The following is an 18,475-nucleotide window of genomic DNA, read 5'->3' as shown; positions in this document are numbered from 1 at the left end:
AGTGTTAACGCGCCGCGGCCGACCAGACGTCGGCGACAGCGCGGGCGTAGGGGGCGAGATCGAGGCGCTCGCGATGCAGTTGCAGGGCCGCCGCCCCCAGCCGCTCGCGCAGCGGCTTGTCCTCGGCCAGCCGGGTCAGGGCGGCGGTCAGCGCCTCGACGTCGCCGGCCGGCACCAGCAGCCCGGTCTCGCCGTCCCTCACGATATCGGGCACCGCGCCGACCGGGGTCGCGACCACGGCGAGGCCCGAGGCCATGGCTTCGATGATCGACAGCGGCAGGTTCTCGGTGAACGAGGGCAGCACCAGGATATCGGCCGAAGCGATCAGCTCGGCGACCCGCTGGCCATCGACCCAGCCCGGCAGGTCGACGCGCTCGGCGAGGCCGTACTCGGCGGCTTTGGCGCGCGCCGCCTCGACATGGCCATCGCCGGCAATGGTGGCGCGCCAGCCCTCGAGATGCCGCATGCGGTTGAGCGCTTCGCCCAGTTGCGGCACGCCCTTCAGATCGCCGATGCGGCCGAGAAACAGGATGTGCACGCGCTCGCCGCCGCCGACATGCGGCAGGCTGGGCTGTGCCGCCGCATTGGGCAGAACGACAATCTTGTCGGCCACTTCCGGGGCGCGGCTGCTGACGAAGCGGCGCCAGGTTTCACCCAGGACGATGATGCGGGCCGCGCCGGCGAACATCCGGCGGATGGCGCGGCTCAGCCGGCTGTCGTCGGGCTTCCAGAAATTGGGATAGTCGCCGCCATGCAGGTGCAGCACATAGGGCACGCCGAGCCAGCGGGCGGCGCGCGCGACCTGGAGCTTCCGAAAGGTGCTGCCGGCGCTGGCGAGGTTGATGTGCACCACATCGAGCCTGCCGGCGGCCTTGAGCCCGAGCATGCGCAAGAGGAAGCTGCCCAGATGGAGCGGCGACAGCGCAATATGGCCGCTGCCGCGGGTGGCGCCGAAGCGCACCGTCAAGCCGGCGGGCGCCTGGCGCCTCAGTTCGTCCCTGAGCCCACCCATCACCCGATCGATGCCGCCCTGGCCGGCGCCGCCCGAGGGGGTCGCGACCAGTACGTCGAGGGGTTTGGTCTGGGCGTTGCGCTGCAGCATGAGCGAGCCATAGCGTCCGCAGCAACGAGGGGGAAGCGAAGGCTGGGGTCAAGGTTTACAGCGTGTGCTGGGCTCAGTTGATCGCTCACGAGCGAGGAGGATGACTAGTGAAGCTGGTGGGGGGATCAGGAGATCACCGGTGACTCTTGGCTCCCCCTCCACCAGCTTCGCTGGTCCCCCCGGGGTGAGGCCTCTGGCCTCATCCCCTCCCCCGCCACGCGGGGGAGGATCAGGGAACGGCCGGCGCTACCCAAGTAACTCGATACAATTGCCGGGATTCACCACCTCGCGCCAAAGCGCTGTCGGAGGCGGGCCGAAAGGGTTAAGCGAAGCTGAAGACCCTTAGGTGCCCATTCCGTGCTGCTGCGCTCGACCCTGATCTATGCCCCGGCGATCCTGCTGACGCGCGTTTCCGCGCTGCTCATGCTGATCATCGCCACGCGGCTGATCGACCAGACCGAGTATGGGCTGTTGACCCTGGTGGTCACGGTGGGGGAGCTCACCGACTCCGCCGTCAGCAGCTGGCTGCGCATCGCGTTGCTCCGGCTGGGGGGGAAGGGCGAGATCAGCCGCGGCAGCGTCAGGCTGGCGGCGCGCGTGCTGGTGGTGACGACGCTGCTGGGCCTCGTGGTCTCGGTGGCGGGCTCGTTTCTCGTCGCGCCCGAGCGCTGGGTCGAGTTCGCGCTGGCCGTGGGCACCTATCTCGCGGTGGGGGCGCTCAGCCGCTTTGCCCTGACGCTGCTGCAGATGCAGCAACGGCACACCGCCTATTCGCTGCTCGAGTTCCTGCGCGCGGTGCTGCAGCTCGGCCTCGCGGTGGGCGCCATCTATGCCTTCCGCAACAGCTTCCTTGCGGTGTCGCTGGCCTCGAGCCTGGGCGTATTGATTGCCGGCAGCATCGCGCTGGGGTTGGCGGGGCGCCGCACCGTCATCGGCCCCTCGCGCTTCAGCCATCGCGAGCTGCTGGCGCTCGGCATCCCCCTGATCGCCGTGGCGATCATCAGCTTCGGGCTCAACAGCGCCGAGCGGGTGCTGCTCAAGCTTTACTACGATGCCGGCGCCGTGGCGGTGTTCGCTGCCGTCTATGCGCTGGCCCGGCAGCCGATCGACACCATCTCTAATGCCATCAACATGGGCGCGTTCCCCGAGCTGGTGAGCCGCTTCGATACCGAGGGCTCGGCCGCGGCCGGGCGGTTCCTCGGCCACCAGATGGCGATGATGGCGCGCCTCACCTTTCCGGTCGTCGCCATGCTGGTGGCGTTGCCCAACGAGATCGGCGGGCTGCTGCTGCCGGCCGACTACCACCAGAACCTGGGGCTGCTGTTCCCGATCATCGCGCTCAGCGTGCTCGGCACCAACTTCACCAGCTTCGTGTTCGAGAACGTGTTTCACGCCCACAAGAAGCCGTGGCTGCAGATGGTGGCGCTGGCGCCCGGTTCGGCCGCCACCGTGGCGTTGTCGCTATTGCTGATCCCCGCTTATGCCGAGATCGGCGCGGCGCTGGCGCTCTGCGGCGGCACGCTGGTGGGGCTGCTCGCCGCCTGGGCGGTGAGCCACCGGCTGACTCCGGTGCCGATCCCCTGGGCCGATCTCGGGCTGTCGCTCGGCGTCGCCGCAGCCAGCGGACTTGCCGCCTGGACCGCCAGCGCGCTGCTAGGCGAAACCTGGCCGCTTTTCAAGCTGATGGCGGGCGGTTTCGCCGGCGGGCTGGTGTTCCTGGGGCTGCAGTCGCTGCTGCACCCCGAGGAGACGCGGGCGCTGGCGGGGAAACTCCGGGCCAAGCTGGGGATGGCGTGAGGCCTCAAAACTCGGCAGTCGGGACTGCCTTCCGTTTACGGGGCGGGCGATCCGCATATGGAGCACGGACAGTAGTTGGAGTGCCTTCTCCCCTTGTGGGAGAAGGTGGCCGAAGGCCGGATGAGGGGTTCTCTCCGCGTACCCAGTCGCCCCTCGCTACGCTCAGGTCGCGCTACACTTCGTTGCGCGGACCCCTCATCCGCCCTTCGGGCACCTTCTCCCACAAGGGGAGAAGGCAAGAGGTGCCCTCCAAAGCCATATGCGATTGCCCTGTGTTTACGGGGGAGGGGCCGCCGACTGGACCATCGCAGTGCAGCCAAATAGCAGAGGGACCCGTGCTCCCCCGGCACGGGCCCCTCGCTCCCCCGGAACCTGCCTTTCAGGCCGAGCGGCGGCGCTGGCGCAGTTCGCGCCACAGCAGGCCGACATAGGCCGTGTTGGTCTCATAGTAGCGGCGCCACAGGCGGCGCGGTTCCTGCGCCACGCGGAACAGCCATTCGAGGCCGAGCTTCTGCACCAGCACCGGGGCGCGGGCGACCTTGCCGCCATAGACGTCGAAGCTGCCGCCGACGCCCATGACGAAGCTCGGCGTCAGGACGTCGCGATACTGCTTGAGGAACCGCTCCTTGCGCGGGGTCGGCATGGCGACGAACAGGCAATCGGCCTTGCTCAGATTGATCGCCTCGACCACCGCCGCCTCGTTTTCCGGCTTGAAATAGCCGTCGTGCATGCCGGCGACCACCAGGTCGGGATGATCCTTGGCGAGTTGCATGTCGACGGCCTGCAGGACGTGCGCCTCGGCGCCGAGCAGGTAGGGCCGATAGCCGTTGCGGGCGCACAGCGCGAACAGGTTGGTCATGATGTCTACGCCGGCCACCCGCTCGGGCACCTCGACGCCGCAGAGCCGTGCGCCCCAGACGACGCCGGCGCCATCGACATTGATCAGGTCGGCGCTGGCCACGTCCTCGCGCAGCTCGGCATTCTGCTTCATGTTCACGAGCTTGGCCACATTGACCACGGTGTGGTGCAGCGGCCGGCGGCGAGCCATCGCCTCGTTGGCGAGGGCCAGCGTCTCGGACATGGTCAGGGCATGGACAGGCGAGCCGAGGAACTCACGGCGGCGCTCGGCGAGCAGCGGATGCTCACGCCAACTCTGGGTGTCCTCGCTCATGCCGCGCGATCCGTGACGCGGCGGAGCGGGAAGCCGCGCTGGCGATCCTCGCGCGCCTTCCTGCCTTCGATGCGGGCATCGGGCTTTTTGGCCTTGCGCCAGGTCCACAGCCCCCGGGTATCGATCAGTTCCTTGTCCTTGAGCGCCTCGGGGTCGATCAGCGAGAACTGGCGGTGGTCGACCAGCAGCACCACGATATCGGCCTTGTCGATGGCGCTCAGCGCATCGGTGAAGACGATTCCCTTGCCCTCGAGCTCGCGCGGCAGTGCCTGGATGTGTGGCTCGGCGGCGATCAGCCTGATACCGGGCAGGTCGGCGAGGAGCTTCACCACCTCGACCGCCGGACTTTCGCGCACGTCGTCGATATTGGGCTTGAAGCTCAGGCCCAGGCAGGCAACCGTCTGCCGTCGGGTGGGGTCGAGCACCGCCTCGATCTCGCGCACCACGGCGTGCGGCCGTTCGGAGTTGATGCGGCGGGCCGAGCTCATCAGGCGGGTGCTGTCCGGCGCCGCGTCGATGATGAAATAGGGGTCGACCGCGATGCAGTGGCCGCCGACGCCCGGGCCCGGCTGCAGGATGTTGACGCGCGGATGGCGGTTGGCCAGCTCGATCACTTCCCACACGTTGAGGCCGAGGTCCTGGCACACCGCGGCCAGCTCGTTGGCAAAGGCGATGTTGACGTCGCGGAAGGCGTTCTCGGTCAGCTTCACCAGTTCGGCGCTCTCGGCCGAGGTGATGAACAGGTCGCCGGCGACGAAGCTCGAATAGAGCTCCACCGCGCGGGCCGAGGAGCGCCTGGACAGCCCGCCGATCGAGCGGTCGTTGTTGATCAGCTCGGTCAGCACCTTGCCCGGCAGCACGCGCTCGGGGCTGTAGGCCACCAGCACGTCGGCCTCCTCGCCATGGGCGTGCGGGAATTTCAGGTCGGGGCGGAGCTCGGCGAGCAGCGCCGTCATGGTGCGGGTGGTGCCCACCGGCGAGGTCGATTCCAGCACCACCAGGTCGCCGGACTTCAGCACCGGGGCGATCGACTGGGCGGCCGACAGCACGTAGCTGATGTCGGGCTTGTGGTCCTCGGTGATCGGAGTGGGCACGGCGATGATGAAGGCGTCGGCCGGTAGCGGCGCGGTCGAGGCGCGCAACCGGCCATTGGCCACCACCTTCTGGATCAGCCCGTCGAGGTCGGGCTCGACGATGTGGATCTCGCCGCGGTTGACCTTCTCGACCACCGAGGGGTTGACGTCGATGCCGATGACGTCGAGGTCGCGGCTGGCGAAAATGGCGCAGGTCGGCAGGCCGATATAGCCCATGCCGATGACGGAAACGGTCCGGATTTCAGTGCTCTTGTCAGACATGCCGCGATAGCTCCTCGACGATCCGGAGGCTGGCCCGGCCGTCGCCATATGGGTTGTGCTTTTCGGCCATGCCGCGATAGGCGGCCGGGTCGTCGAGCAGGCGGTTGGCGTTGGAAAGGATCTGGTCGATATCGGTGCCGACGAGGCGGGCCGTGCCGGCTGCCACCCCCTCGGGACGCTCAGTGTTCTCGCGCATCACCAGCACCGGCTTGCCGAGCGACGGCGCTTCTTCCTGCACCCCGCCGCTGTCGGTCAGCACCAGGTAGCTCTGCTTTTGCAGGTAGAGGAACGGCAGATAATCCTGCGGCTCGATCAGGTGGATATTGGGCACCCCGGCGAGCGCCGCGTTGACGACGCCACGCACATTGGGGTTGGGGTGCACCGGGTAGACGATCTGCACGTCGCCGCGCGTCGCCAGCACCTTCAGCGCGGTGCAGATGCGCTCGATGCCGCCGTCGAAATTCTCGCGCCGATGGCCGGTTACGAGGATCAGCTTCCGTTTTGAATCAAGGAACGGGAAGCGCGCCGCCAGCTCGGCACTCAGCAGCTTGTCCTCGTCCAGCGCCCCGGAAAAATGCAGCAGTGTATCGATCACCGTGTTGCCGGTGACGAAGATGCGCGCCGGGTCCTTGCCCTCGGCGATCAGGTTTTCCCGCGCCTCGGGAGTGGGGGCGAAGTGCCAGGTGGCGATGTTGCCGGCAATCAGCCGGTTCAGCTCCTCGGGGAAGGGACTGTCGATATTGTGGCTCCTGAGCCCCGCCTCGATATGGGCCACCGGGATGCGCTTGTAGAAGGCGGCCAGCGCCGCGGTCATGGCGGTGGTGGTGTCGCCCTGCACCATGACGATGTCGGGCTTGGACTTTTCGAGCACCTCGGCCATGCCGAGCAGCACCCTGGAGGTCACGTCGAACAGCGTCTGGCCCGCCGACATCACGTTGAGGTCGTAATCCACCGGCATGCCGGTCAGCGCGATCACCTGGTCGACCATTTCGCGGTGCTGGGCGGTGACGCAGACCTGGGTATCGAAATGCGGGCTTTGCAGCGCCGCCTGCGCTACGGGAAAGCACTTCAGCGCCTCCGGCCGGGTGCCGAACACGATCAACAGGCGCTGCCGCCGGGGACGTTCAGGAGGGGAGTGGAAGTTCATGTCGCACCGCACTACGAAATGTCACGCGTCACCTACGCGTTGATGCTGCAGCACATACTCCTGACTCGGTCCTCCGGTCGCCATAACTCTTAAGCTATGATTAATACCGAAAACGCGTTTACCCATATGCATTTCGATGTTTGTAGCCGACGATGCTATGCGCTACAGGCCGCGGCTAAGGCGGAATCGTGGCAGTAGCAATTTGATTACAATTTTAATCATTGTGGAAACTGTCGGCGCTTATGCCTGGCAGGCGGAATTATTTGAGCGGCTGGTTGCCGCCGGGCACCGGATCGCCGTCCGGCAGGTCGCCGGGGCGGGCCAACGACCGGGGCCACTGGCACTGCTCGAAAAACTCGAGGGCGCGCGGGCGCCGGGCTCGCTGCTCCGGCCCGCGCCGCCGCTGCCGGCCATTGCCGGCCAGGCGAACCCCGACCTCACCATCGATCTCACCGGCTGCACCGCGCATGGCCATGCGCCGGTGCTGACGGTGGATTTCGATGGCCAGCGCGGGCTCGAGGCCGGCCTCGCCGCCATGCTGGCGGGGGGCATGCGGCCCGAGCTGACGGCGCGGCTCAATGGCGTGGCCGTCGCCACGGCGCGACCGATGATCGGCGACCGCGTCTGGCTGAGCCGGGCCGGCTCGGACCTGCTGGCCGGGGCGGTGACGCTGATCGAAATGTGCGTCACGCGCTTCGCCGCGGGCCGGCTCCTGCCGATGGCGGCCCCAGTGCCGCCGGCGCCGCAGCAGCAGGGACGCGACCTGCTGTGGCGCTACCTGCCGCACCTCGCGGCCGGGCTCGCGCGACGGGCCCTGGGGCGGCTGAGCGGCAGCCGTCCGTTCTACTGGCGGACGGCGCATCGGCTGATCGCGGGGCCGGGCCTGGCCGAAGGGCAGGGGCTGGCCGAGCCCCCTTTCGTCGAGCTCGTCGATGACGGGCAGCGCTTCTATGCCGACCCGTTCGCGTTCGAGTGGCAGGACCGGCTCTACCTGTTCGTCGAGGAATACGCCTATGCGCTCGGTCGCGGCGTCCTCTCGGTCGCCGAGTGCCGGGCCGACGGCAGCATGGAGGCGCCGCGCGTGGTGCTCGAGGAGGCGCACCACCTGAGCTACCCGCAGGTCTTCGCGCATGACGGCGAGGTCTACATGATCCCGGAGTCGAGCGGTGGCAACGAGCTGGTGCTGTATCGGGCCGAGCAGTTCCCGCATAACTGGGTGCGCGAGGCGGTGCTGGTCGCCGATAGGAAGCTCAACGACATGACGCTGCTCATCCGCGATGATCGCTTCTGGCTGATCGGTACCGAGCAGCGGGGCGCCGGCAGCGCGTCGGACACCATGGTGGTCTATTCGGCGCAGGCGCTGGCCGGTCCGTGGACGCCGCATGCGATGAACCCGATCCTCGTCGATCGGCGCGCCGCCCGCCCCGGCGGGCCATTCATCGTGGCTGCCGACGGGCGCGCCTTCCTGCCGCTGCAGGATGGCACCGAGACCTATGGCGGCGGCCTCGGCATTGCCGAGCTCGAGGTGCTGAACGACGACGAGGTGCGGTTCGGACCGGTAAGGCCGGTGACGTCGGGCGCGGCCTGGGGCGGCAGGGGGATCCATACGCTCAGCCGCGCAGGCCGGCTGGAAGTGGTGGATAGCTGCGGGTGAGCTTCTTGCCTCCCTCATGGGGGGCAATCGTAAAGAGAGCACTGACAGTAGTTGGGTTGCCTTCTCCCCTTGTGGGAGAAGGTGCCCGAAGGGCGGATGAGGGGTTCTCTCCGCGTACGGGATCGCTCGTCGCTGACGCTCCGAGCGCGCTACACTTCGTTGCGCGGACCCCTCATCCGGCGCTGCGCGCCACCTTCTCCCACAAGGGGAGAAGGCAAGAGGTGCCCGACGCAATCATGGTGCGATAACGCCTCCACGTGGTTTCCGGTACGGATTTACCAAGAAAGGCCATTCCGCGAGCGCGCTTCGAGCACCGGTATATAAAGCGCTAACGCCAGACCACTTTCGAAACGAGATGGTAACACGATGTCCCTGCTGACCGACGGGCCGCATCCGCAGAGCGCCACTTCCGGGGCGCGCGCCTTTGCACGGCTGGGTGGCCGGCCTGCCAATGACGAGGTCGCGCCGGCGCCGCAGGCGCCGCGGCAGCAGCCCGAGCCGGTGGAGACCGTGACGCTGGGCAAGATCGGCGATTTCCTCGAGCTCGACCTGGGTCGGCTGTTCGTATGGCTGAGGAGGGGGCTCCTCGCTTCGGTGGCGCTGGCCGGCCTCGGCGCCGCGGCCGGCGGCGCCTATGCGGTGCTGAGCCCGCCCAAATATACCGTCGCCACCGATATCCTGATCGATCCGGCGAACCTGCAGGTGGTGAGCGACGATCTGTTCCAGCAGCCGGGCCAGGTCGACAATGCGCTGCTGACCGCGGGCAGCAAGCTGCGCGTGCTGACTTCCGGCAACGTGCTGTCGCGTGTGGTCGACAAGCTCAACCTCGTTGCCGACAAGGAATTCTACAACCCGAACCCGAGCCCCGGGCTGCTCTCGGGCCTGCTGGGTGCGAGCAAGGACGAGAAACCCGCCGACCCCAGGCTCGCGGCGCTGTCGGCGCTCAGCGCCCGGGTCAGCACCAGTGCCGACGAGAAATCGTTCGTCGCGACGCTGCGCGTCTCGTCGGAAACGCCCGACAAGTCGATCATGATCTCGTCGGCCATGGTCGATGCCTTCAAGGCCGAGCTGGCGACGGCGGAAGCCGATGGGGCAGGCCGCACCGCGGCGGCGCTCAACGACCGGCTCGATGAGCTGAAGACCGCGGTGAAGCAGGCGGAGGAGAAGGTCGAGGCCTATAAGCGCGAGCACAACCTCGCCACCAGCTCGGGCGAGCTGGTCAACACCCAGACCATGGCCCAGCTCAACCAGCAGGTGGTCGAGGCGCAGTCGCGCGTCATCGCGGCGCAGTCGAGCTATGACGAGCTGGTCGCCGCGGGCCGCAACGCCAATACCGCCGACACGCAGGGTTCGGCAGCGCTCACCGCGTTGCGGGCCAGCGCCGGGGCGCTCAAGCAGCAGCTCGATGCGCAGTCGATGGTCTATGGCCCGCGCCACCCCACCATCGTCAGGCTCAATACCGAGCTTGCCGCCGTCAATGCGCAGCTCGAAGCCGAGATCGGACGGATCGTCGCTGCCGCCAAAGTGTCGCTCGAGGAAGCCAAGACCGCCGCCGCGGCGCTGTCCGCCCGGGCGGAGGAATTGAAGAGCAACGTCTTCGGCGACAACGAAGCGCTGGTGACGCTGCGCGAACTGGAGCGCGACGCCACCTCGAAATCCACCATCTACGAGGCCTTCCTCAGCCGGGCCCGGCAGGTGACCGAGCGCGAGCAGCTCGACACCACCAATGTGCGGGTGATCTCCACCGCCGTGCCGCCGGCGGCCCGCGCCTGGCCGCCGCGCACCGTGGTGATGCTGGGGGCAGGGGCTGTGGCCGGGTTCGTTGCCGGCATGCTGCTGGCAGTGCTGTTCGGCATGATCCGCGACATGCGGCAGTCGCCACGGCGGCGGACCGCTTCAGCCACCGCCTGAGCCGATGCGCAAGCGCATCGTCTTCCACGTCCCGAGCCTCAGGGGCGGCGGCGCCGAACGCGTGTTCGTGCTGATGGCCAACGAGATGGCGCGCCGCGGCCACGAGGTAACGCTGTTCACCTGGAACGGCGAGGGGCCCAATGCGGCGCTCCGCTCCGACGCGGTGCACCTGGTCGATCTCGGCATCGCGATCCGCGGCGACGGCTTCGGCAAGCCGGCGACGCTGGGTGGGCTGCTGCGCAGCGCCGGGTTCTACCGGCGGCTCAAGCCCGATGCGGTGTTCAGCGCGCCCGAATTCGCCAACCTGATCACCGCCCTGGCGCTCACCCTCGGCTTCAGCCGCGCCTGGTTCTTTCCGAGCTTTCATGCCGCGGCGTCGATCCCCTCGAATGATTTCGGCTCGAAGCTGGCGGTGCTGCTGTCTGGGCTGGTCGCCGCGCGGGTGCGCAAGGCGATTGCCGTGTCGGCGGGGGTCGGGCGCGACATCGCGGCGCGCGGCGTCCCCGATGACAAGGTGGTGGTGATCAACAACCCGCTGCCCCCCGGGGATGTCTCTCGAGGGCGAGACCCCGTCTCTCCAGGGTCAGCGCCGCGCTACCCCTGGCAGGGGGAACTGGCGGCGCTGGGCGAGGGGCCGGTGATCGCCACGGCCGGCAGGCTGGTGGCGGTCAAGGACCACGCGACGTTGCTCAGCGCCTTCGCCAGGCTGCTCAGCTCGCGGCCGGCCCGCCTGGTGCTGTTCGGCGAGGGCCCGCTGCGCGCCGAGCTCGAAGCGGAAAGCCGAGCGCTTGGAATCGCTTCGCGGGTGTTGTTCGCCGGCTACGTGAACGATCCGGCCGCGTGCTACGCCGCTGCCGATCTGTTCGCCCTCAGCTCCACCAGCGAGGGGTTCGGCAATGTGCTGATCGAGGCCATGGCGGCCGGGGTTCCGGTGGTCTCCACCGATGCCCCGCACGGCCCACGCGAAATCCTTGCCGACGGGAAATACGGAACCCTGGTGCCGGTCCGCGATGCCGAAGCGCTGGCCGGGGCGATGGCGGCGATGCTCGATGCGCCGACCGATCCGGCGTTGCTGGCGGAACGGGCGGCGGAGTTCGAGGTGGAGCGGATCGGGGACCGATACGAGGCGCTGCTGCGCTAGGACGGGTGATCATGCCGGCCCTTGCACGATCGATGGATCGCTCCCGCCGGATAAGCGTTCCCCTCGAAAGGAGCGCGACATGTACCAGGACACCGACAAATTCGTGGACCTCGACTTCGAGCAGAATGTGCGGCAGGCGGCCTATCTGCTGTGGGAGCAGGACGGCCGACCGTTCGGCAGCGAGAAGGAATACTGGTTCCGGGCGCTCGAGGCGCAGCTCGCGGCGCGCGACAGGACGCATGGCGGCGCCGAGGCGCCGCCGCCAAAGCCCGCCAACGACTGAGCGCCGCTACCAGGCCACTGCCGACCAGGGTTCCAGCCGCAACTGCCGGTCCTGTTGGGAGAAGCTGCCGCTCGCCACGGGAGCCGGGCCGACGACGCAGTCGATGAGGCAGGCGGAAGGGGTGGGATTGAGCGCCATCCGAAGCGTGCCGGCTTCAAAGACCCAGTTGACGATCAGGCAGTCGCCCTGCCGAGCCGTGCGGGCGTCGAGGCACGGCGTCGCGGCCAACGGCCAGAGCTTTTCGCGCCGCCAGCGCGCCAGCGTGCGGAAGCGCTCGAGCGCGGCCCGGTGCTCCGGCTTCTGATAGTCATCCCAGCGCAGCCTGGCCATTTCGAAGGTTGCCGGATCGTTGGGATCGGGCAAGCCGCCGGGCTCGACGTCGTCGTGGAACATTTCCTCCATCTGGCGGTAGCGCTCCGCGGCCTTGGCCCTGCCGGCCGCCTCGGGGAGGTCGACGAAGTAGGGAAAGCCGGTCTCGAGATTGGCCTCGTCGCCCATGAAGCAGAGCGGGATCTGCGGGGCGAGGAATTTAACGAAATGCGCGAAGTCGAGCTGTTCTGGGCTGATGCGCAGCGACAGTCGCTTGGCGTCCGAACGGTTGCCCAACTGGTCATGGTTCTGCAGGTAGGTGATGAAGCTGTCGGGCGGGAGCTTGGCGCCGTCGCCGCCGCGCGTACGGCCGTCGCTGCCATCACCTTCCGACGGGTCATGCACGAAGCCGTCGGCCAGCGCCTTCTCGAGGTCGGCATAAGGATCCTTGTCGGGATCGTCATAGCCGGTCCGCGCCCCCTCGCCGGTGACGAGGAAGGCCAGCACGTGGTGCATGTCGTCGTTCCATTGCGCCGAATACTGCATCGGCCGGTTGCCGTCGTCGCGCTCCAGGAGCTCGAAATTGTTGCGAACATTCTCGACGATCAGCGCGGCATCGGGCTTGACCGACCGGGCCGCAGCGGCCAGCTCGCCGAGAAAGCGCGCGCGGCTGTCGGTCCGGATCTCGTGGATGCTGTCAAAGCGCAGTCCGTCGAAATCGCACGCGCTCAGCCACATCATGGCGTTCTCATAGTAGAACTGGCGGACCATCGGTTCGTCGAAGTTGATGCCCGGTCCCCAGGGTGTGCGAATGTCGTCGCGGAAGAAGCTGGGCGCATAGTGCGGGATGTAGTTATCGGTCTCGCCGAAGTGGTTGTAGACCACGTCGAGGATCATGGTGAGGCCGAGCTCGTGCGCACGATCGACCAGGGCGCGCAGCTCCTGGGGGGTGCCGTAGGCGGGGGCCGGGGCGAAGATCAGCGTGCCGTCGTATCCCCAGCCGCGCTGCCCGGGAAACGCATTGACCGGCATGATCTCGAGGCAGGTATATCCGGCATCGCGAAAATGTTCGAGCCGGCCGGCGAGCGCGCTGAACGTGCCCTCGGGCGTGGCGGCGCCGACATGCACTTCGGCAATAACGCTCTCGTGCCATGGACGAACTAGCGTGCGCTGGGTCGGACCGGGCAATGGTGCCGCTACTACGCTCCAGCCGCTGGTGTCGGCCAGTTGCTGGCGCGATGCGGGATCGGGAAAGCTGAGGCCGCCGGAGTGGAACAGGTAGCGCGTGCCAGGTCCCGCGCCTTCCACCTCGAAGCTGAACAGCCCATCCTTGGAGCCTTGGGCCACCATTGGATCGCGACCCTCGATCCGCAGCTCGATGCTCTGGCGGCCGGGGGCCCACAGCCTGAAAGTGGCGCCGCGCTCGGTGAGGACTGGGCCGAAACGAGCGGTTCCGGCCGCCGGCTCCGCTGCCTCGCGGTCGAGTTCCATGGTCATTTCTCGGGGTACCTCTGGGAGAGCTCGGAGAGAATCTTCTCGGCGCCTTCGGGGTCGACCCGGCGCAGGATCGCGTCGAGCTTGGCTTCCGATCGGTCCTCGCTGTCTTTGGATTGGGGCGAGCCGACATAGAGCAGGATCGTCAGGCCGACGACCTGCCAGAGCAGCTGCAGGAACTCCGACTGCCAGTTCTCGAACGTCTGGCGCAGCAGTTCGACGAGGTAGCCGCGGACTTCGATGGGGGCATGGTGCATGGTCTGCTCGTCGACATAGGCAAACCAGCCGAACACCCAGTGGCCCACGAGGCTGATCAGCAGAAAGCCCAGGGTGACCCAGGCAAAACCAAACTTCCTGAACACCGACATGGGTGCTCTTTTCCTCCGGTCATGGTTGGGTGAATGAGAGCGATCCCCGTCGCCGTACGACGGGGATCGACGCCTGAGGTCAGGCGGCCTTGAGGTTGACCTGGGAGATCGCGACCTTGGAGAGTTTCTCGTCGGTGGCGACTTCCTCTTTGAGCGTGGCGTCGAGCAGCGATACCGCGTCCTTGAGGGCCATCTGGCCGGCCCAGGTCTTGAGCGTGCCGTAGCGGGCAATCTCATAGTGCTCGACTGCCTGCGCGGCCGAGACGAGCCCGGCATCGAGCGCCGGGGTGCCCTTGAACTCGTCCATGATGGATTTGCCTTCCTCGATAATGCCGAGGATCGCCTCGCAGGTCTTGCCGCGCGCCGGCTTGCCGATCAGTTCGAACACCTGTTCGAGCCGCTCGACATGGCCCTCGGTTTCCTCGAGGTGCTGCTCGAAGCCGGCCTTGAGTTCGGGCGACTGCGCGGCCCTGGCCATCTTGGGCAGGGCTTTGAGGATCTGCTTTTCGGCGTAGTAGATGTCCTTGAGAGTGTCGAGGAACAGGTCGTCCAGGGTCTTCTCAGTGGCCATGATGATTCTCCGTTGGGCAATGGGGTGACGCTGTTCGGAGAATTTCGTTGAGGCGGAGTGGTTCCCCTGCGGGGAAAGCGGATGGCGAGTAGCGACCGGTCGCTTGTAGTCGCTACCCCGCTGTTTGCCCCCTAAAGCCAGTGCAGGCTGCGCATCGGAGATGACGGCAGGTTGACCAACTGGGCCAGCTTTGCCGCATCGTGGATGGTGACCAGCCCATCCTGCCAGGTGGCGATGCCGCGGCTGCGCAGCGCCCGGAGCGTGCGATTGGCATGGACGATGCTCATTCCGGTAGCATCGGCCACATCCTGCTGGGTCAGCGGCGCATTGAAGCTCAGCCCCTGGTCGGGGTCGTTGAGCCGCAGCCGGCGATGCAGGATGAGGATCAGCGCCGCGACCCGGCGATGCCCCGGCATGCGGCCTACCAGGGCGAGCAGGTTCATCAGCTGCACGCTGTCTTCCTGCGCCCACAGGAAGAGCAGGGCGGCCAGCCGCGGGTATTCGCGGAAGGCCCGGCCGAAGGCCTGCAGCGGAATGGTCTCGATCTCGACTTCGGTCAGCGCCTGAACGGTCTCGGCGGCGGAGTGCCCGGCAAAGCTCGGCAGTCCGACGAGATCGCCGGCGACATGGAACCGGGTGATCTGGCGGCCGCCCTCGGCCGTCGACAGGCTGCAGGCGAGCCAGCCCGAGCGCAGGCGATAGACCTCGGGGTCCGGAGCCCCTTCATGCCGCAGATAGGCGCCGCGCCGCACGGTCCTCGGCGGGCCGCTGATCAGCTCGAGGCTCCTGAGGTCGTCCGGCTCCAGCGCGGCAAAAGACGAAAACCGCGTCAGGTCCATGAGGCAGCTGACGCATCAGGTTGCACGATACGCGGAAGCGACGGACCGCAGGAGAGGCGGCGGCCGGTAGAAGGGCGTCGGCTGGTACCGAAATCGGGCATGGGTTCCGTCGTTGCTTGCGCTGGTCAAAGCACTAGCCTCAGTCCCGATTGCCCCCATTAACAAAAGCTAAGGCACGGAGTTTTCTCACATGTGCCCGTGCTGGCCGACCCCCTGCGAGCGGGTCTCCACCGTCTGGCTCAGCGGCAGCACGATGCGACAGTTGAGCCCGCTGGGGCGATAGTCCAGCGTCGAGCTGGCCCCGAACTCATAGGTCAGCGTCTGCTTGAGGATTTCAGTGCCGAAGCCGCTGCGCGCCGGCTTGGGCGGCAGGTTCTTGAGGCCGGTTTCGATCCAGTCCAACTGCAGCTCGCCGTCGCGCAGCAGCCACCTCACCTCGATCCGGCCCTGCGGCCAGGCCAGGGCGCCGTGCTTCATGGCGTTGGTGGTGAGTTCGTGAATGGCGAGCCCGATGGTCTCGGCAGCCTTGGAGCGCAGCGCCACCGGCGGGCCGTCGATGGTCAGCGCCTGGCCTTCCTGCGCGCCGACGACGCGCAGCTCCTCGGCCACCAGAAAGGCGAGGTCGACGCCGCCGGTTGGGTCGCGCGTCACTGCCGCCTGGGCCCGGGCGAAGGAGTCGATCCGGCCATCGAGGTGCATGAAGAACTCATCCTTGCTCTCGGTCGTGGCGGCGGTGCGGCGGGTGATCGAGCGGATCACCGCGAGGGTGTTGCGCACCCGGTGCTGCAGCTCGTGCAGCAGCAGGCGCTGGTGCTCCTCGGCCAGCTTCATCGGGGTGATGTCATGGCCGATGCCGCCGATCCGCACCACCGTGCCGGTCTCGTCGCGGATCGGAAAATCGGTGTTGCGCAGCCAGCGGATTTCGCCGTCCTCGGGGCGGCACACACGATACTCGAATGCCACCCGCTCGCCATTCATTACCCGCTCGATGCTGGCAAGGGCCCTGGGGCGATCCTCGGGCACGATCAGATCGATCCAGGAGCGGTAGTTGTCGCCGCGCAGCGCATCCAGCCGCGAGATGCCGTAGATGCGGTGGAAGGCCGGGCTCAGATATTCCCACTGGTAGTCGGAGGCGCGCCGGATCCACAGGATGTCCGAGCTTGCCTCGCTGAACTGGTTGAGTTGCTCTTCGCTCGAATGCATGGCCGCAAGGAGCCTGCGCTGCTCGGTGACATCCTGGTTGACGCCGATCAGCTGGGCCGGCCGGCCATCGGGGCCGAACACGGCGAGGGCGTGGGCAACGATCCAGCGCTGCTCGCCATCGGGCCGGGTGATCCGGAATTCGCTGTCGAGGTACGTGCCGGGGGTGCGGATGTCCTCGGGACTGAAGGCCACCCGATGGTGGTCGTCGGGATGCACCAGCGACATGAACAGCTCGCGGCTCGGGATGTCCACACCCTTGGTCAGGCCAAAAATTTCGTACTGCCCGTCGCTCCATTGTTGCTCGCCGGTGGCGAGGTCGAGCCGATAGGTGCCCATGCGTCCGGCCTCGAGGGCGATCCTGAGCCGCTCCTCGCTCTCGCGCAGGCCCGCTTCGGCCCGGGCACGGGCCACCGCCGCCCAGAGCCGCTCGGCTGTCTGTTCGACCAGGTCGATCTCGCGGTCGGTCCAAGCTTTCGGCTGCGTCTGGACGACGCAGAAGATCGCCAGCAACCGCCCGGATTTGACCAGCGGTACGTCGATCCAGGCCACCACCTGCCTGGAAAGAAAGAAATCGCGCTCCGCGGCAGCGATCTCGGTGTCGAGGGCGGCGTTCCGCACCACCCAGGTCCGGCCGCTGGCGATGCGATCATAGGTCGTGCTGAATGCCTCGTAGGGATAGCGGCCGGCAACGCTCGGCACGCCTTGGGCCGAGTAGTCGTCGACGACGACGCCGAAGCCTTTCTCCACTTCGTAGTCGACGAAATAGGCCCGATCGGCCTTCAGGTGTTCGCCCAGCAACCGGCAGGCCTGTTGCCGGACCGAAGCAGGGTCGTCGAGCGGGCGTAGCGTGTCGCTGAGTTCGAGGAGGAAGGCCTGATCGTCGTCGCTATCGAGCTGTCGCCGTTCGGCCAGCTTGCGTGCGGTGATATCCTCAAGCACCGCCGCTGCCTGGTTCTCCCCGGGTGCACCGACCGGGAAGACCGACACAACGTACCAGCGATCAAGGGCGTCGACGCGATGCTCGAACCGCTCGGGCTTGCGGGTGTTCGCCACCTGCCCATAGCTCTCCAGCCACAATGGCGCCTGCCCCGGCATGGCGGAGCGGGCCGACTGGCCGGCGACATCGCCAACCCCGGTCAGCTTCAGGAAGGCCGGATTGACCTCGACAAAGATGTAGTCCACCGGGCGGCGACGGGCGTCGAAGATGACCTCCACGAGGCAGTAGCCGCTATCGACCGATTGAAACAGCGAGCGATATCTCGCCTCGCTGGCGCGTAGCGCGTCGATGGTGGCCTGCAGCTCCTCGTCACGGGTCATTGGCATCGAGGTGCCTTCCCTCGCGCTCGAGGTGCAGATAGTTGGCGGTGAACAGGGCGGTGCGCGCCAGCGCCTCGAAGCTGGAAATCGTCAGCGTGCGATCCTTGAGCACAATCAGCCCGAGGGCCCTTAGTTCCTGCAGGGTGCGGTTGACATGCACTGCCGACAGCCCGGTCGCTTCCCCGAGTTCGGATTGGGTGAGCGGCATGTCGAAGCTCAGGCCGCGCGTCAGGCCCACTGTCTTCAGACGAATGAACAGCTCGCAGAACAGATGCGCGATCCGCTCGGTAGCGTCGCGCTGGCCGAGGTTGACCGCCCATTCGCGCTGCGTCGCCATCGCCACGAGGCCTTCCCACCACAGCGCCTGGGTGACGCGCGGATGCGCCAGCATCAGCTCGTCAAAGCCATGGCGCGAGATTTCCGACACCGATACGCCGGTGATGGAGCCGATCGAATGATCCATCTGGCGCAGCACGAAAATGTTGAGGTCGCAGAGGTCGCCGGGCAGGAAGAAGGCGATGACCTGCCGACGTCCATCCTCCAGCACCTTGTAGCGACAGGCCCAGCCCGACAGGATCAGGTTGATGTATTAAGGCTTGTCGCCTTCACGGACAATATCCTCGCGGGCGCCGTAGTGCCGGACCCGGTCGCCGCTGATGCGGCGGAGCATGACCTCGTCGGGTGAGGCAAGCTTGACGAAGTGACCGAGCTTTTCAATGAGCGGGTTGGGCAACGCTTCCTCCAACCCGCACGTTAGGCCTATCGCAGCTCGCTGCATACCAACCTATGTTAGTGCAGCGGGCAGTTGCCGCC

General features: G+C 67.2%; 14 protein-coding genes and 1 pseudogene. 5 read left to right on the top strand and 10 right to left on the bottom strand.

Annotation, left to right across the window (positions count from 1 at the left end):
- Positions 1-4: 4 nt before the first annotated feature.
- Entirely contained in the window at positions 5-1,102 is a 1,098-nt protein-coding gene (locus tag APS40_RS02915) for a glycosyltransferase family 4 protein (protein WP_055045631.1), read from the bottom strand.
- Positions 1,103-1,459: 357 nt separating this feature from the next.
- Here APS40_RS02915 and APS40_RS02910 point away from each other — a divergent pair, with 357 nt between their 5' ends.
- Positions 1,460-2,899: a lipopolysaccharide biosynthesis protein gene (locus APS40_RS02910; RefSeq protein ID WP_055045630.1), complete on the top strand. Its 1,440-nt coding sequence runs from the start codon at positions 1,460-1,462 to the stop codon at positions 2,897-2,899.
- A 379-nt stretch (positions 2,900-3,278) separates the two neighbouring features.
- Here APS40_RS02910 and APS40_RS02905 read toward each other — a convergent pair whose 3' ends face one another.
- Genes APS40_RS02905 through wecB form a run of 3 tightly spaced genes read right to left on the bottom strand, consistent with a single transcriptional unit; the run spans position 3,279 to position 6,572 of the window.
- On the bottom strand, positions 3,279-4,070 hold the full coding sequence (locus APS40_RS02905; protein ID WP_055045629.1) for a WecB/TagA/CpsF family glycosyltransferase: 792 nt from the start codon (positions 4,068-4,070) through the stop codon (positions 3,279-3,281).
- Positions 4,067-5,425, bottom strand: a complete 1,359-nt coding sequence (wecC, locus tag APS40_RS02900) for a UDP-N-acetyl-D-mannosamine dehydrogenase (protein WP_055045628.1) — start codon at positions 5,423-5,425, stop codon at positions 4,067-4,069. Before wecC ends, APS40_RS02905 begins: the two co-directional genes overlap by 4 nt.
- Positions 5,418-6,572 (bottom strand): non-hydrolyzing UDP-N-acetylglucosamine 2-epimerase, encoded by a 1,155-nt coding sequence (wecB, locus tag APS40_RS02895; RefSeq protein ID WP_055045627.1) that lies wholly within the window; start codon positions 6,570-6,572, stop codon positions 5,418-5,420. Before wecB ends, wecC begins: the two co-directional genes overlap by 8 nt.
- Before the next feature lie 223 nt (positions 6,573-6,795).
- On the opposite strand from wecB, the gene APS40_RS02890 reads away from it, so the two are divergent.
- From APS40_RS02890 to APS40_RS25150, 4 genes are all read left to right on the top strand, one after another.
- Positions 6,796-8,226 carry a glucosamine inositolphosphorylceramide transferase family protein gene (locus tag APS40_RS02890; RefSeq protein WP_082434150.1) on the top strand — a complete coding sequence of 477 codons (1,431 nt, stop codon included), beginning with the start codon at positions 6,796-6,798 and terminating at the stop codon, positions 8,224-8,226.
- A 366-nt stretch (positions 8,227-8,592) separates the two neighbouring features.
- A complete protein-coding gene (locus APS40_RS02885) occupies positions 8,593-10,137 on the top strand; it encodes a GumC family protein (RefSeq protein WP_055045625.1) in 1,545 nt (514 codons plus the stop codon).
- A 4-nt stretch (positions 10,138-10,141) separates the two neighbouring features.
- Positions 10,142-11,278 (top strand): glycosyltransferase, encoded by a 1,137-nt coding sequence (locus APS40_RS02880; protein WP_055045624.1) that lies wholly within the window; start codon positions 10,142-10,144, stop codon positions 11,276-11,278.
- Positions 11,279-11,357: 79 nt separating this feature from the next.
- Positions 11,358-11,561 carry a DUF2934 domain-containing protein gene (locus tag APS40_RS25150; protein WP_055045623.1) on the top strand — a complete coding sequence of 68 codons (204 nt, stop codon included), beginning with the start codon at positions 11,358-11,360 and terminating at the stop codon, positions 11,559-11,561.
- Positions 11,562-11,567: 6 nt separating this feature from the next.
- Here APS40_RS25150 and APS40_RS02870 read toward each other — a convergent pair whose 3' ends face one another.
- The 6 genes and pseudogenes from APS40_RS02870 to APS40_RS02845 form a co-directional block, all read right to left on the bottom strand.
- Positions 11,568-13,361: an alpha-amylase family glycosyl hydrolase gene (locus tag APS40_RS02870; RefSeq protein ID WP_055045622.1), complete on the bottom strand. Its 1,794-nt coding sequence runs from the start codon at positions 13,359-13,361 to the stop codon at positions 11,568-11,570.
- A gap of 2 nt (positions 13,362-13,363) precedes the next feature.
- Positions 13,364-13,732 carry a DUF6766 family protein gene (locus APS40_RS02865; protein WP_055045621.1) on the bottom strand — a complete coding sequence of 123 codons (369 nt, stop codon included), beginning with the start codon at positions 13,730-13,732 and terminating at the stop codon, positions 13,364-13,366.
- Between the two features lie 79 nt (positions 13,733-13,811).
- Entirely contained in the window at positions 13,812-14,303 is a 492-nt protein-coding gene (locus APS40_RS02860) for a YciE/YciF ferroxidase family protein (protein WP_055045620.1), read from the bottom strand.
- Positions 14,304-14,434: 131 nt separating this feature from the next.
- Positions 14,435-15,142, bottom strand: a complete 708-nt coding sequence (locus tag APS40_RS02855; RefSeq protein ID WP_055045619.1) for a Crp/Fnr family transcriptional regulator — start codon at positions 15,140-15,142, stop codon at positions 14,435-14,437.
- A gap of 186 nt (positions 15,143-15,328) precedes the next feature.
- Positions 15,329-17,668 carry a PAS domain-containing protein gene (locus tag APS40_RS02850; RefSeq protein WP_082434147.1) on the bottom strand — a complete coding sequence of 780 codons (2,340 nt, stop codon included), beginning with the start codon at positions 17,666-17,668 and terminating at the stop codon, positions 15,329-15,331.
- Positions 17,652-18,395 (bottom strand): annotated as a pseudogene (locus APS40_RS02845) (Crp/Fnr family transcriptional regulator). The gene APS40_RS02850 and the pseudogene APS40_RS02845 overlap by 17 nt, the downstream one beginning before the upstream one ends.
- Positions 18,396-18,475 lie beyond the last annotated feature (80 nt).

This window comes from Devosia sp. A16 (genome assembly GCF_001402915.1).
GTDB lineage: Bacteria > Pseudomonadota > Alphaproteobacteria > Rhizobiales > Devosiaceae > Devosia_A.
Note: the sequence above shows the minus strand (reverse complement) of the source record. Positions and strands in the feature narration are given on the sequence as shown.